Annotated in this window: 11 protein-coding genes and 2 tRNA genes; 6 read left to right on the forward strand and 7 right to left on the reverse strand. The window is 70.6% G+C overall.

From position 1 onward, the window contains the following. Positions 1-17: 17 nt before the first annotated feature. From HNR67_RS06435 to HNR67_RS06455, 5 genes are all read left to right on the forward strand, one after another. A complete protein-coding gene (locus HNR67_RS06435; RefSeq protein WP_185001179.1) occupies positions 18-2027 on the forward strand; it encodes an acetoacetate--CoA ligase in 2010 nt (669 codons plus the stop codon). Positions 2028-2310: 283 nt separating this feature from the next. Then, positions 2311-2401, forward strand: a tRNA-Ser gene (locus HNR67_RS06440). 38 nt (positions 2402-2439) lie between these two features. After that, positions 2440-2515: transfer RNA gene (locus tag HNR67_RS06445), tRNA-Arg, on the forward strand. Positions 2516-2741: 226 nt separating this feature from the next. After that, positions 2742-2945, forward strand: coding sequence for a cold-shock protein (locus HNR67_RS06450; protein ID WP_185001180.1), 204 nt, complete (start codon positions 2742-2744; stop codon positions 2943-2945). Between the two features lie 478 nt (positions 2946-3423). Then, complete coding sequence (locus HNR67_RS06455) at positions 3424-4581, forward strand: thioester domain-containing protein (RefSeq protein ID WP_185001181.1); 1158 nt, start codon at positions 3424-3426, stop codon at positions 4579-4581. 87 nt (positions 4582-4668) lie between these two features. On the opposite strand, the gene HNR67_RS06460 is transcribed toward HNR67_RS06455, so the two are convergent. Continuing rightward, the gene (locus tag HNR67_RS06460) at positions 4669-6072 is read right to left on the reverse strand and encodes a BNR-4 repeat-containing protein (protein ID WP_185001182.1); all 1404 of its coding nucleotides are present in this window, start codon (positions 6070-6072) and stop codon (positions 4669-4671) included. A 94-nt stretch (positions 6073-6166) separates the two neighbouring features. On the opposite strand from HNR67_RS06460, the gene HNR67_RS06465 reads away from it, so the two are divergent. Beyond that, a complete protein-coding gene (locus HNR67_RS06465; protein ID WP_185001183.1) occupies positions 6167-6778 on the forward strand; it encodes a putative glycolipid-binding domain-containing protein in 612 nt (203 codons plus the stop codon). A 7-nt stretch (positions 6779-6785) separates the two neighbouring features. Here the strand turns inward: HNR67_RS06465 and HNR67_RS06470 are convergent, their stop codons facing one another. The 6 genes from HNR67_RS06470 to HNR67_RS06495 form a co-directional block, all read right to left on the reverse strand. Then, positions 6786-7994 (reverse strand): thiolase family protein, encoded by a 1209-nt coding sequence (locus HNR67_RS06470; protein ID WP_185001184.1) that lies wholly within the window; start codon positions 7992-7994, stop codon positions 6786-6788. 66 nt (positions 7995-8060) lie between these two features. Beyond that, positions 8061-9860, reverse strand: coding sequence for a fibronectin type III domain-containing protein (locus HNR67_RS06475; RefSeq protein ID WP_185001185.1), 1800 nt, complete (start codon positions 9858-9860; stop codon positions 8061-8063). A 27-nt stretch (positions 9861-9887) separates the two neighbouring features. After that, positions 9888-11009 carry a class I SAM-dependent methyltransferase gene (locus tag HNR67_RS06480; protein WP_185001186.1) on the reverse strand — a complete coding sequence of 374 codons (1122 nt, stop codon included), beginning with the start codon at positions 11007-11009 and terminating at the stop codon, positions 9888-9890. After that, positions 11006-11983, reverse strand: coding sequence for a prephenate dehydrogenase (locus HNR67_RS06485; RefSeq protein WP_185001187.1), 978 nt, complete (start codon positions 11981-11983; stop codon positions 11006-11008). The genes HNR67_RS06480 and HNR67_RS06485 overlap by 4 nt, the downstream gene beginning before the upstream one ends. A 38-nt stretch (positions 11984-12021) precedes the next feature. After that, positions 12022-12510: a hypothetical protein gene (locus tag HNR67_RS06490; RefSeq protein ID WP_185001188.1), complete on the reverse strand. Its 489-nt coding sequence runs from the start codon at positions 12508-12510 to the stop codon at positions 12022-12024. Then, complete coding sequence (locus HNR67_RS06495) at positions 12507-13727, reverse strand: M20 metallopeptidase family protein (protein WP_185001189.1); 1221 nt, start codon at positions 13725-13727, stop codon at positions 12507-12509. Before HNR67_RS06495 ends, HNR67_RS06490 begins: the two co-directional genes overlap by 4 nt. Positions 13728-13806 lie beyond the last annotated feature (79 nt).

Here is a 13806-nt window from a genome sequence, read left to right on the forward strand (position 1 = left end):
CAGCTAGGAACTCAGACATGACCGACTCCACGCCCGGCAACGATGCCGGAGTGCCGGAACTGCTGTGGCAACCCCAACCAGGCCGGGTCGGCGCCAGCCGGATGGCGGCCTTCCGCGGCTGGCTGCGCACCCAGCACGGACTGGACCTGGCCGACTACCCGGCACTGTGGCAGTGGTCCACCAGCGACCTGCCCGCGTTCTGGGGCGCACTGGCGGACTTCCTCGACGTCACCTTCCACCAGCGGCCGAGGGCGGTGCTGGGCTCGAGCGCGATGCCCGGCGCCGAATGGTTCCCCGGCAGCACCCTCAACTACGCCGAGCACGCGCTGCGCCCCGGCCCCGGCAAGGGCGAGGCGGACCCGGCGGTGGAGTTCGTCCGCGAGGACGGCCTCAGCGCCCGGCTGACCTACGGCGAACTGCGGGCCAGGGTGGCCGCGGCCAGGGCAGGCCTGCGTGAGCTTGGCGTGCGCCAGGGCGACCGGGTGGCCGCGCTGGTGCCCAACTCGCCGGACACCCTGATCGCCTTCCTGGCCGCGGCCAGCCTGGGCGCGGTGTGGTCCTCCTGCTCGCCGGACTTCGGCGCGCGGGCCATCTCCGACCGGTTCACCCAGATCGAGCCGACCGTGCTGATCGCGGTCAACGGCTACGTCTACAACGGACGGTCCTTCGACACCAGGCCCACCGTGGAGCGGCTGCGCGGGGAGATCCCTGGGCTGCGCGCCACCGTGCTGGTGGACTACCTGGGCAACGGCGCCACCCAGCCGGGCACCCAGGACTGGACCGAACTGCTCGAGAAGCACCGGGACGCGCAGCCGGGCTTCGACCCGGTGCCCTTCGACCACCCGCTGTGGATCCTCTACTCCTCCGGCACCACCGGCCTGCCGAAGGGCATCGTGCACGGCCACGGCGGCATCGTGCTGGAGCACCTCAAATCCCTTGCCCTGCACGCGGATCTGGGCCCGGGTGATCGCTTCCTGTGGTTCACCACCACCGGCTGGATGATGTGGAACTACCTCGTCTCCGGCCTGCTGGTGGGCTGCACCGTGGTGCTCTTCGACGGCAGCCCCGCCTATCCCGACCTGGGCGCGCTGTGGCGGGTGGTGGAGCGGCTCAAGGTCACCTACTTCGGCACCTCCGCGCCGTACGTGCAGTCCTGCCTCAAGCGCGGCCTGCGCCCGGCCGAGCAGTACGACCTGTCCGCGCTGCGGGTGATCGGCTCCACCGGCGCCCCGCTGAGCCCGGAGGGCTTCGGCTGGCTGGCCGAGCACGTTGGCGAGCACATCCAGATCGCCAGCGTCTCCGGCGGCACCGACCTGTGCACCGCCTTCGTCGGCGCGGCCCCTGACGTGCCGGTGTGGCTGGGCGAGATCTCCTGCCGGATGCTCGGCGCGGCGGTGGCCGCCTACGACGAGGCAGGCAACCCGGTGGCCGACGAGGTCGGCGAACTGGTGATCACCGCACCGATGCCGTCCATGCCGGTGTTCTTCTGGCGGGACGCCGACGGCAGCAGGCTGCGGGAGGCATATTTCGAGACCTACCCGGGTATCTGGCGGCACGGCGACTGGATCCGGATCACCCCGCGCGGGTCCTGCGTGATCTACGGCCGGAGTGATTCCACTCTCAATCGCGGTGGCGTGCGGATGGGCACCAGCGAGTTCTACCGGGTGGTGGAGGGCTTCGAGGAGGTGCTGGACTCGCTGGTCATCGACACCTCGGGGGCCGGCCAGAGCGACGGTGAGCTGCTCTGTTTCCTGGTGCTGGCGCCGGGGATCGAGCTGGCCGAGGTGGAGCCGCGGCTGCGCACCGAGCTGCGCGGGGCGCTCTCGCCGCGGCACGTGCCGAACCGGTTCCTGGCCATCACCGACGTGCCGCGCACGCTCAACGGGAAGAAGTGCGAGGTGCCGGTGAAGAAGATCCTGGCCGGCATGCCGCCGGAGCGGGCGGTCAGCCGGGACGCGCTGACCAACCCGGAGGCCCTGCGGCCGTTCGAGGAGCTGGCCGCGAGGGCCGCCGGAACCAGGCCGTGACGTGCGGAGACGTTTTCGGTAAGGGAATTACCGAAGTGTCATCCGATCGAGTGTTGCCAAGCTTGTGCGACGGGTGAAACCGTCTGCCCGTGTCCACCGGACGTGGGACTGAGTGGACGCAGGGGATGATCCGGACGGACGGGTCGTTCGCGATCATGGGAAACCGTGATGGACAGTCGGGGCAGGGCGGTAAACGCCCTGCTCCGGCCCCTGATGACCCCCCGTTTTGGCGGATCCTCCGGGGATGTGTAAAGTACTGATCCGGCGGCCCCACAAGGCCCCGGGAGGCTTCGCCTAGTCTGGTCTATGGCGCCGCACTGCTAATGCGGTTGGGGGCTTCAACCCCCTCCCGGGTTCAAATCCCGGAGCCTCCGCAGTGTCTGGCCTCGGCCAGGCCACAACTGAAGATGATGCGCTCGTAGCTCAACGGATAGAGCACTTGACTACGGATCAAGAGGTTGCAGGTTCGAATCCTGCCGAGCGCGCCACCCAAAGAACTGCCGCTTGTCGGCAGTTCTTTGCTTTCTGTGCTAGACTGGTCCCATCAGTTGGATGCAGTCATCTTTTCCTCGAACGTTGTGAAGCGCCCGCAGGAATTTTGACCGGCGGGCTCGCGCGTTCGGGAGGACATCTCCCTTCATCGCACCGGCCTGCCTGCGGCAGCTGGTGGCCTGCGAGGTGCAGGTCGCGAAGAGTGCAACCAGGGAGAATCAGATGGCTAAGGGCACTGTGAAGTGGTTCAACGGCGAGAAGGGCTTCGGCTTCATCGCCCAGGCTGACGGCGGTCCGGACGTCTTCGTCCACTTCAGTGCTATCCAGGGCAACGGTTACCGCACCCTGGAAGAGAACCAGCCGGTCGAGTTCGAGATCAGCCAGGGCCCCAAGGGCCCGCAGGCGGAGCAGGTGCGCGCCGTCTGAGGCGTACCACCACACGGCTCTACCGAAGCCCACACCGCTCGCCGGTGTGGGCTTCGTTGCATTCCCGGTAGGTAACGGCCGGGTTTGCTAACGGATTGATATCGGGGAGATCCCGAAATGACAACTACCCTCGCGGCAGAGTTTTGCGCATGACTGCCACATTAGTTTCGCAGTGTAGCCGACTTTCTTCTGTTCAGAAGTAACGCCACCTCATAATGCGAGGTCAAAAGGGTGTGCTACCGCCACCGGCAAGACGAATGAATTAGGCCGAACGGCCTAGTGATCGATAGCTCTCGGTAAGGGATTGTGTACCCACCCCTGGGGGCAGCCCATTGGACCCCGGCGGTACTGTCCGTCGCGTTCTCGCCCCGATCATGCCCCTTGATTTGGCCTCGTCCGGGTGAGTACCAGCGCTGACACCTCGTATCCCCACATGCCCGTTCTGGAAGTCCTCACACTTCCGGCGGGAAGGAGAGTTATGGCATCCCGGTTGCGCGCCGCGCGCCTAGGCGCGGTGCTCCTCACTGCGACCGCGATTTCGCTGGTTTCCGCCGCCCCGGCCATGGCCCAGACCAAGGCCAAGGTCGACAAGACCGCCAACGAGGGGAACTTCCACGTTCGCCTCAACGACGGCAAGTCCGTCCCGACCCTGCTCATCGGCCTGCGTCTGCCCGACGGCACCGCGCTCAAGACGTACTGCGTCGAGCTGACCGTCGGCGTGCGCGACAACGCGCAGATGATCGAGTCCCCGTGGAGCAAGTACCCGGGTGCCGACAGCAAGGGTCACGACAACCAGTCCGACTTCAAGTCCAGCCCGGACAAGGTCAACTGGATCCTGCACCACTCCTACCCGACCATCGACGTTGCCGAGCTGGGCAAGACCGTTGGCGCCGACCTCGACAACAACGAGGCCATCGCGGGCACCCAGGCCGCGATCTGGCACTACAGCAACAAGGTCTCCCTGCACGACAACAACACGCCGGACGTCAAGGCCGTCTACAAGTACCTGACCGGCGAGAAGAACGTGGGCATGAAGAACCAGCCCGCGCCCTCGCTGGAGCTGACGCCCGAGCAGCTGGCTGGCAACGCCGGCACCAAGATCGGCCCGTTCACGGTCAAGTCCACCTCGGACAAGATCAAGCTCACCGCGGACGCGCCCAAGGGCGTGAAGGTGGTCGACAAGTCGGGCAAGGAGCTGACCGAGGCCACCAACGGCCAGGAGATCTTCGTCGACGTCCCCGCGGACGCCCCGGCAGGCAAGGCCGGCTTCAAACTGGAAGCCACCACCAAGATCGACAAGGGTCGGTTGTTCGTCGCCAACGACGGCAAGCCCTCGCAGACCCTGATCCTGGCCCAGGCCACCAACGCCAAGCTGGCCGCACAGGCCAAGGTCGACTGGAAGGCGGCTCCGGTCACCACCAAGCCGACCACCAGCACCACCACCCCGGCGCCGACCACCACGACCTCCAAGACCGAGGTCCCGGCGACCACCACCAGCCCGGTTCCCCCGGTGAAGAACACCGGCGGCCTGGCCAACACCGGCGCCTCGGTGATCACCCTGTCGCTGGTCGGCGTGGTGCTCCTCGGCGGCGGTGCGCTCGCCCTGGTGCTCCAGCGTCGCCGCAAGCGCGCCTGAGCTGCTTCGGCTAGCTGACTAGACCGGCTGCGCCGGGCTCCCAACGGGGGAGCCCGGCGCAGCTTTTTTCATTGCTGGGCAAAGGGATCAGAACAGGCAACCGATGATCGGCAGCTCCAGGCGGCAGCGCGCCTGGGGCAGGCCGGCCACGTAGATGTCGCCGTCGGCCACCTTCACATCGCGGTCGCTGGAGGAGCCGGTGGCGATGATCCGGGCCGGATCGCGGAACCCGATCACCACCTCGACCCGCTGCACCGGCTTCGGCGTGCTGATCACCGTCTCCGGGCTCCACTGCTTTCCGCCGCGCAGCAGGAAGGTCTCGATGTTCGGCTTGCCGTCCTTGGTGGCGTAGACCCGCCAGGTGTTGCCGTCCAGGCGTTCCACCTCCCTGGTGCGGTAGCCGGTGGCCACCTCGGTCACCGTCCACTTGCCGTTCTCGAACACCGCGGCCTTGTTGTGCCACAGCCCCGCGTTGTCGGTCTCGAACCACAGCGTGAACGGTTTCCCGTTGGCCACGCCGACCTGCTGGATGTAGTCCGGCGACTTGATCCCACCGGGCAGCGCCACCGGCGTCTCCACGATCTTGAGCCGCTGCTCCTGGTCCGCGTCGTCGATCTGGGTGCCCAGATCACGTCCGGCCGCGGAGTAGAAGTGCCGGTTCGCCGGGTCGAACCAGGCGTAGTAGATGTTGCGGTGGTAGCGATCGTGCTTGTTGCCCTCGGGACCGCCGCCTGCCAGCGTGTAGACGATGTGCACCCGCTCGCGGCTGGTGAGCGAGGCAGGCTCGTAGCGCATCTGGCCGATGTAGATCTCGTCCATGTTGTCCGCGCGATCGGTGGAGCCGATCGCGAAGCGCTGCCCGGTGAGCTGCTCGGAGTTGCGCCAGCTGCGGCCGTTGTCGGTGGAGACGACGTAGCGCATCGGGCGGAAGTCGGTCGGCTTGCTCGGGTCCAGTTCCTGCGAGGTCTCGCGGAAGAAGACGTAGATCGTGCCGTTCGCGGTCTTGAACGGCATCGGGTAGCTGGCCGCCGCGCCCTCGGCGATGGTGGCCTGGGTCCAGGCGCCCTCGACCGAGCGCGGCTTGGGGGAGCGGGTCACCCGCAGGGACTTGTTGTGCATGCCCTGGAAGACCAGCAGGTACCCGTCGTCGGCCTGCACGATGGTCGGGTAGTTGTGCGGGTCGGACTCGCCGTCGGCGATCTGCCGGGGCGCGGTCCAGGTCTTCTTCCGGTGGTCGTAGGCCTGCACGTAGTTGTGCGCGTGCTGGCCGGACCAGGTGGCGATGGTCTGGTCGCTGACCTTGTCATAGACCGCGCCCGCCATCGGGCGGCGGTCGGTCCGTGATGCCACCGTGCTCGCCGGTGTCATCACGCTGAACTGCGGCGCGGCCTTGCTCGGTGTTGCCTCCGGGGCGGCGGATGCCACGGGGGCGGTGGCCAGCACCGCTGCGACCAGCGGCAATGGCAACAGGGCGCGAAGTGTTCGCGTCATTGGCGGGGACCTCCTGGTTACCAGCGGTATCCAGGCGGCGGCAGCGACTACTTAACCATAGGAGGGGCGTTCAAGGTCGAGTACGCTCGGTCGGGTGCAGGAACAGGTGAACTCCACAGCTACCGCCCGGCGGCAGAAGATGGTCACCTGGCGGGGTCATGACCTGCCGAGCCTGGAGTCCGCGAGGCTGGTGCTGGCCGAAGGCCTGCGCTTCCGCGGCCTCGGCCGTCTGGTCGTCGCCGCCAACGCCGAGACCGAGGCGTTCAGCGCCTCCTACGAGGTCGGCGTGAACGAGTCCGGCGAGGTGAAGCGGCTACTCGTGCGCAGCACCACCGCCGAGCACGAGCGGCAGATCTCCTTCAGCCGCTCGCACGACGGCTTCTGGCTCTACGACCGCGGCCAGGGCCCGCAGCGGGATGAGTTCCAGGGCGCGGCAGAGGTCGACGTGCAGTTCTGCGTGCTGTTCAACACCCTGCCGATCCGCCGCCACCAGCTGCACCGGGAGGCGGGCGAGGCCACCATGCCGGTGCTCTGGGTGTCCCTGCCCGAGCTGGAGCTGAACGTGGTGCACCAGACCTACCGCACGGTGAGCACGGGCGAGCGCGAGTCGGTGGTCAACTTCTCCTGGCCCGGTTTCACCGCGGACATCACCGTGTGCGAGGACGCCGTGGTGCTGGACTACCCGGGCATCTCCGCCCGCATCTAGCCGGCAGCTAGACCCGGACCGCGATCGCCACCCCCTGGCCGACGCCGACGCAGGCCGCCGCGATCCCCAGACCGCCGCCGCGCTGCCGCAGGTGCCGGCACAGGTCGATGATCACCCGGGGCATCGAGGCGCCCAGCGGGTGGCCGTAGGCGATCGCGCCACCGTGCACGTTGACCCGGTCCCGGTCCACCTCGGGCAGGTGGTGCAGCACGGACAGCGCCATCGCGGCGAATGCCTCGTTGATCTCCCACAGGTCCACGTTCTCCGCGCGCACCCCCAGCCGCAGCAGCAGCCGCCGGATCGCGGGCACCGGGGCCAGGGTGAACTGGTGCGGCTCGTCCGCGGCCACCGTGCCGGCCACGATCTCGCCCAGCGGCTGCACACCCAGTTCGGTGGCGGCGGCCTCGGTGCCGATCAGCGCGGCCACCGCGCCGTCGCTCAACGGCGAGGAGTTGCCCGCGGTCACCGGGCCGTCGGCGGAGAAGGCCGACTTGAGCTGGGCGAGCTTCTTGTCCGAGGTGTCCGAGCGGACCGACTCGTCCCGGCGCACGATCTGGGTGGAGCGCGGGCCGTCCGGGGCCAGCACCGGGAAGACGAACCCGTCGTGCACACCGGCGTCCCAGGCGGCCGCGGCGCGCCGGTGCGAACGCAGCGCGAACAGGTCCATCTCCGCGCGGGTGATCCCCAGCCCGGTGGCCACCTGCTCGGCGGCCAGGCCGAGCGGCACCGTCCACTCCGGGCGCATCCGCGGGTTGACCAGCCGCCAGCCCAGCGCGGTGGAGACGACCTCCATCTTGTCCGGCAGGCCCTTGTCCGGCCGCGGCATGACGAACGGGGCGCGGCTCATGCCCTCGACCCCGCCGACCACCACCAGATCCGCGTCCCCGGCCACGATGGCCCGCCTGGCCTGCACGAAGGTCTCGCCACCCGAGGCGCACAGCCGGTTGAGGGTCACCCCCGGCACGGTCACCGGCAGCCCGGCCAGCAGCGCGGCCATCCTGGCCACGTTCCGGTTGTCCTCGCCGGCGCCGTTGGCGTCGCCGTAGATCACGTCGTCGATGCGCGCCGGATCGAGCTGCCCGCTGCCGTCGGGTCCGTGCCGCCGGAGCAGCTCGGTGATCGGCAACGTCGCCAGGTCGTCCACCCGGACCTCGGACAGGCCACCGCGGTAGCGGCCGAACGGGGTGCGAGCGGCATCCAGGATCAGTGCGGGCATACCGACCATGCTGGACCATGCGACCGGTTCGCGCGTCGCCGCTGTGAGATCAGTGACGAGTAGATGTCACTGGCGGGCCACCATGATCGGCAGGAAGGCGTAGGCGGTCGGGGTGTCCCAGCTGGTGCCAACCGCACGCACCTCCACGGTGTGCGGACCGGCCGAGGTGCTGCTCAGGTTCAGCGCGATCCGCCAGCTGCCAGCCGCGCCGGGGCCGTCCTTGGCGGTGGGCAGCACCGCCAGCCGGTCCCCGTCCAGCCGCACCTCCAGCCCGGCGAGCCCGGCCAGTTCGCCTGCCGCGAGCTGCCCGGCCCTGCCGTCCAGCCGGATCTCGATCACCGCCCGCCCCTTGGCCACCGGCTCCCCGCCGGGCACCGGCCGCCCGGCCGCGTCCAGCAGCGTCGCACCCGGCTCGGCCAGCGCGGGCCCCGGCCGGGGCAGCCTGCGGTCGGCCCGGTTGGCAGGCGGCTCGTCCGCGGCCTGGCCGGGGGCCGGGCGCAGGTCCAGCGAGGCAGGGCCGTAGTCCAGCTGGACCATCGGGTTCTCCTGCCGGAGCTGCACATCCAGCAGGTAGCGCTGGGTGTCCACCGCGAGCGCGGCCGCGGGCAGCTCCGCGACCACCGGGAACCAGCTGCCCGCGGTCAGCCCCAGGCCGGGGAACACCGGCCGCACCGGGTACCCGACGCCGTTGACGAACGCGGTGAGCTTCGGCTCCCGCGCGTCCAGCGGCGAGCGCACCGCCATCCGCAACAACGCGCCCTCGGCCCCGCGCAGCATCCGGGTGTCCTCCGGCGCCTTGGGCGCGGCCGAACGGGGGAGGTCCACCAGCACCCGTGGCGTCACCCGCAGCGGCGGCGCCGGCACCGGCTCGCTGTCGAAGGCGACCAGGTCCAGCAGCACATCGGTGACCCCGCTGCCCCGCCCGCCGAAGCCGAGTAACACGGTGGCCTGCCGCCAGGTCCGCGCCACCGGCGTCGCGCCCAGCACCTGGCCGTCCCGCGACACCCGCAACTCACCACCGGCGAAGACGATCTCCCACCGCTGCGAACGCCCCACCGGCGGCGCGGCCAGCCCCGGCAGCCGCGCCTCCCCGCCGGGGTGGCGCACCAGCACGCCCTCGGTGCTCAGGTCCACCCGGATCGTCCCCGGCGGCAGTGCCCGATCACCGACGATATCCACCGGCCCCGGCACGAAGTCCACGGTCAGCCGGTCCCGGTGCTCCGGCGCGTCGGTCTCCAGCACCAGCCGCCCGCCGTTGTCGTGCAACCGGAACGGCGTGCGCGCCCGCAACCCGGTCGGCCGGTCCCCGCAGTTCGCGCTGACCACCAGCCGCCCACCGGCCACCCCGGTCCAGGCACACCCCGGCCGCTGCACCAGCTGCCAGCGCGAGCCCACCTCGTCCTCGGTGCCGTCGAAGAGATCGAGGAAACCCCAGTCCCCGTCCGGTGTGCGCGGCGTGCCCGACCCGCCGAGCGGATCGGAACGCTGCCCGAAGGCATCCACCGCCCGCACCTCGACCGGATAGGCCAGCCCGTCGGTGAGCCCGTCCAGCTGCGCGCTGCGCTCGGCCACCAACCGGGTCCGCCGGTCATTGCCCCAGGTCACCTCATACCCGGCGGCCTCGCCCAACCAGCTCAGCACCAACCGCCGCGACCCTGGCCGGACGTCCAGTCCGGTGGGCGCGGCAGGTTTGGCGCCGGGCACCGGCAGCAGCACGCCATCGGCCCGGAACTCGGTCATGGTCCGGTACGGCGGCAACTCGGGCTGCGCGGGTTGCTCCTCACCGGACCCGCGCAGCACCACCACCGTCCCGACCAGCAGCACCGCGGCGCCCAACACCGCCGCCAGCCGCAGCCGAGGTTCCATCCGCCCACGTTAGGCGGGCGAGCAGACTCAGTACAGGCGTTGCACCACAGCGGTGTAACTACCCCACTCCGGACCGCCCAGCTCATCCTCGACCAAGTGGAGCACCCGGCAACCCACGTGCTCCAGCAACGAGCGGAACAGCGCTGGTGGCAGCGGGAACATCTCGATGCCGCCCGCGTCCTCGGTCACCGGCGCCTCCTCCGCCTCGGCCGAGGGTTCCGTGGCCACCACAACGGGCTCGGCCACCGGTGCGGCCACCGAGTGCGGGGTGATCTCGACCGGGATCCGGGTGGTCGCCGAGCCGACGCCCTGGAACCAGGTGACCCCCTCCAGCACCATGTCCAGCTCCAGCTCGTACCGGCCGGGCTCGACGGGCGCGTTGATCTCCAGCACCAGGGTGGCCGAGGCGCCGGCGGCCAGGCCGCTCAACGGCAGCTGGGCCCGGCCGTCGTCGCCGATGACCACCGCGCCCTCGCGCAGCCAGTGGTTGCCGAGCTGGAGGAAGGGGGAGAAGTGCCAGTGGTGCTCGCTCAGGTTGGTCACCTGCACCCGCACCGCGCTCTGCTGGCCTGGCGTCAGGCTCGCCGGCGCGGCCACCACCTCCACCGCGGCCCGGCATCCCGCGGGCACCGGCATCGGGTTCTTGCGGTGGCTGGGCAGCTGGAGCACCAGCAACCCGCCCGGCCGGACCACCCGGACAAGTTCCAGCAGGCTGGCCACCTTGGGCAGCGGCGGGATGTGCTGGAGCACGATCAGGCTCAGCGCCCCGTCGAAACTGGCGTCCTCGAAGGGCAGCGCGCGACCGTCGTAGGCGACGAACTCGGTGCGTTCGGGGAACCGCGCCATCGTCCTGGCCTGCTCGACCATGGAGGGCGCGATGTCCACCCCCACCACGTCCAGCCCGGTCTCGGCCAGCGCGTTGCTCAGCCTGCCGAGCCCGCAGCCGAAGTCGAGCACCCGGCCGGTGAACTTGAGATCCAGTTCGGCCAGCCTGCCCGCGACGTGCTGGACGTGCCGGTGGCCGGTGGCCATGAACTCGTCGTGGTCCCACCGGTTGTGCCTGCGGTCCGGATCGGACAGCACCGCCCAGTACGGATCCTGTTTGCCCAGGTTGTCCCAGGTGGCCTGCAGGCCGCGCACATCGTTCACGGGTTGCCCAGTTCCTCTCCGACGGCCAGATCGTCCTCGATCGAGGTGATCCGCCCACCCAGTGTGCCCAGGTCGAGCAGTTCGTCCAGGGCGTTGGGGTCCTTCAGGTCGATCCGGATCTCGGCCGGGCCTGCCTGCGGGGTGGCGGTGAAGCCACGGCGGGCCTCGTGCCCGGCGTCCACGGTGACCGCCAGGCCGCCGGTGGAGGCCAGTGAGCCGCGGGCCGCGCCCAGCCGGCCCAGGGCCTCGTCCAGCGCCTCCAGCAGTGCCGACCGGTTGCCCTCGCACATGGCCCTGACCAGTTCCGGGCGGGTGCCCGCGACCCTGGTGCCGTCGGTGAAGGAGCCGGCGGCCAGCGACCAGGCCAGTGGGCCGCCCTCGGCGCCGACCGCGGCCAGCACCGCGGCGAACAGGTGCGGCAGGTGCGAGATGCGGGCGACGGTGGCGTCGTGCTGTTCCGGCGTGGCCGGGATGACGTGCGCGCCGCAGGCGATGGCCAGCCGGGCGACCTGGGCCCAGCGGGTCAGGTCGGTCTCCTCCTCGGCGGTGACCACCCAGGGCGCGCCGCGGAACAGCTCGGCCGAACCAGCGGCCCAGCCGGACTCGGTGGAGCCCGCCATCGGGTGGCCGCCCACGTAGCGGACCGAGGGCAGGATGCGGCCCACCGCCTCGGCCACCGGGCCCTTCACGCTGACCACGTCGGTCAGCGGGCAGGACGGGGCCAGCGCGCGGATCTGCCGGAGCACCTCCTCCAGCGCGGTCAGCGGCACGGCCAGGACGATCAGCGCGTCCTCGTCCGCGGCCCGGCGCAGCGCGTCCTCCACGCTCGCCTCGACGTCATAGCCGTCGGCCAGCGCCGCGTCTCGATCTCCCTCGGACTTGGTCGCGCCCCACGCCGGATATCCGGCCGACCGGACCGCCCGTAGCACCGAGCCGCCGATCAGCCCGAGCCCGAGCACACACACCGAATGCATTCATCCATCCTTCCGCTGCCCTCACCCCGCAGGGTTTGCTACCCCGTGTTCCCGGCGTTGTCTGCCTGGTTCGCGGGAGAAGCGGTTATCCGGAGTTCTTCCTCGGTCAGCGCCCACACCGGTTCACTGCCCAGCGGCGGACCAGCGGTGACCTGGATCCCGTTGATCCGGTACTCGTCCCGGCTCGGTGCCACGGTGTACCCGGCGTTGCGCAGGATGGCGGTCATCGCCGTGGCCATCGCCTCGCCGATCTTGTACGCGTAGCCGACCACCGGATCGTCCAGCCTGCCGCTGGTGACCGCCCGTCGGCCGACGTGGGCCAGCCGTGGACTGACCGTCCACTCCACGTGCACCCCGCCTGCCGCGTCCTGCCCCGGGTCGACGCTGACCTCCGCGCCCGGGTGCAGGTCGCTGGCCAGCGTCTTGGGCACCACCGGCAGTCCGGCCGCGGCCAGTTCGTCCCGCACGCAGACGGCCAGGAACTCCCGCCTGCCCAGCTCCTCCGGATCGGCCTTCTCGAAGCTCACCGCAGCGCGTCCAGTGCGAAACCGGCGTACATGGCCACCCCGTGCGCCATCGCGGCCTCGTCGAAGATCACCCGGTTGGAGTGGTTGGCCGCGGCCTCGTGCACCGGGGTGCCCGGCGGGCAGGCGCCGAGGAAGGCCATCGCGCCCGGCACCTCCTGCAGCACGTAGGACCAGTCCTCGGCGCCCATCAGCGGATCCTGCATGGGTGCGGCGTGTGCCGGGCCGAGCACCGCGGCGGCCAGGTCGACCACGCCGGGGCCGACCACCTCGTCGTTGACGGTGACCCCGTAACCCAGGATCACCTCGACCTCGGCGGTGCAGCCGTGCGCGGCGGCCACGTGCTCGCACACCCGGCGGGCCTCCTCGTGCACCAGCACGCGGGTGCTCTCCGAGAGTGCCCGGATGGTGCCCTGCAGGTGTGCCACCTCGGGGATGATGTTGCTGGTGGTGCCCGCCTTGATGTGCGCGATGGTGACCACGGCCGGGTCGAACACGCTGATCCGGCGGGTGATCATGGTTTGCAGCGCGCCGACCATGGCCGCGGCGGCAGGCACCGGGTCCAGCGCGTCGTGCGGGGCCGAGGCGTGCCCGCCGCGGCCGGTGACGGTCACGTTCAGGATGTCCGAGGAGGCCATGATCGGCCCCGGCCGGGACTGGAACATGCCGCTGGCCAGGGTCGAGGTGATGTGGATGGCCAGCGCCCGGTCCGGCCGGGCGCCCGCGATGTCCAGCAGCCCCTCGTCCAGCATGAACTTGGCCCCGTGGTGCCCCTCCTCGCCGGGCTGGAACATGAACACCACCTTCCCGGCCAGGTCCTCCCGCCGCGCGCTGAGCAGCCGGGCGGCCGAGGCGAGCATCGCCACGTGCGTGTCGTGCCCGCAGGCGTGCATGGTGCCGGGGGTGGCCGAGGCGAACTCCAGTCCGGTGTCCTCGGTCAGCGGCAGCGCGTCCATGTCCGCGCGCAGCAGCACCGTCCGGCCCGGCTTCGCACCCTCCAGCACACCGACCACCGAGGTGGTGGACTCGCCGGTGTGCGTGCTCAGCGGCAGGTCGGCCAGCTCGCCGAGCACCGCGGCCTGGGTGGTCGGCAGCCGCAGTCCCTGCTCGGGGTGGCGGTGGATCCGGCGGCGTAGCGCGACCGTTCGCGGCTGGAGGTCACGAGCCTGGTCCAGGACGCCGGCGAGCCGGGCGTCCGCGGGGTGCACGGGAGCGCTCATGGGGACAGTGTCGCCTGTGGGCCGGACCCGGGGACACCTTCCGTTGGCACGCCACGCCGCGTACGCGGGATAGTGCTTT

This window comes from Crossiella cryophila (assembly GCF_014204915.1).
GTDB classification, from domain to species: Bacteria; Actinomycetota; Actinomycetes; order Mycobacteriales; family Pseudonocardiaceae; genus Crossiella; species Crossiella cryophila.

Bases quoted from the DNA above. Each gene is read 5' to 3' on its own strand.
- HNR67_RS06435 (WP_185001179.1), top strand. From the start codon at position 18: ATGACCGACTCCACGCCCGGCAACGATGCCGGAGTGCCGGAACTGCTG.
- HNR67_RS06450 (WP_185001180.1), top strand. From the start codon at position 2,742: ATGGCTAAGGGCACTGTGAAGTGGTTCAACGGCGAGAAGGGCTTCGGC.
- HNR67_RS06455 (WP_185001181.1), top strand. From the start codon at position 3,424: ATGGCATCCCGGTTGCGCGCCGCGCGCCTAGGCGCGGTGCTCCTCACT.
- HNR67_RS06460 (WP_185001182.1), bottom strand. From the start codon at position 6,072: ATGACGCGAACACTTCGCGCCCTGTTGCCATTGCCGCTGGTCGCAGCG.
- HNR67_RS06470 (WP_185001184.1), bottom strand. From the start codon at position 7,994: ATGCCCGCACTGATCCTGGATGCCGCTCGCACCCCGTTCGGCCGCTAC.
- HNR67_RS06475 (WP_185001185.1), bottom strand. From the start codon at position 9,860: ATGGAACCTCGGCTGCGGCTGGCGGCGGTGTTGGGCGCCGCGGTGCTG.
- HNR67_RS06485 (WP_185001187.1), bottom strand. From the start codon at position 11,983: ATGCATTCGGTGTGTGTGCTCGGGCTCGGGCTGATCGGCGGCTCGGTG.
- HNR67_RS06495 (WP_185001189.1), bottom strand. From the start codon at position 13,727: ATGAGCGCTCCCGTGCACCCCGCGGACGCCCGGCTCGCCGGCGTCCTG.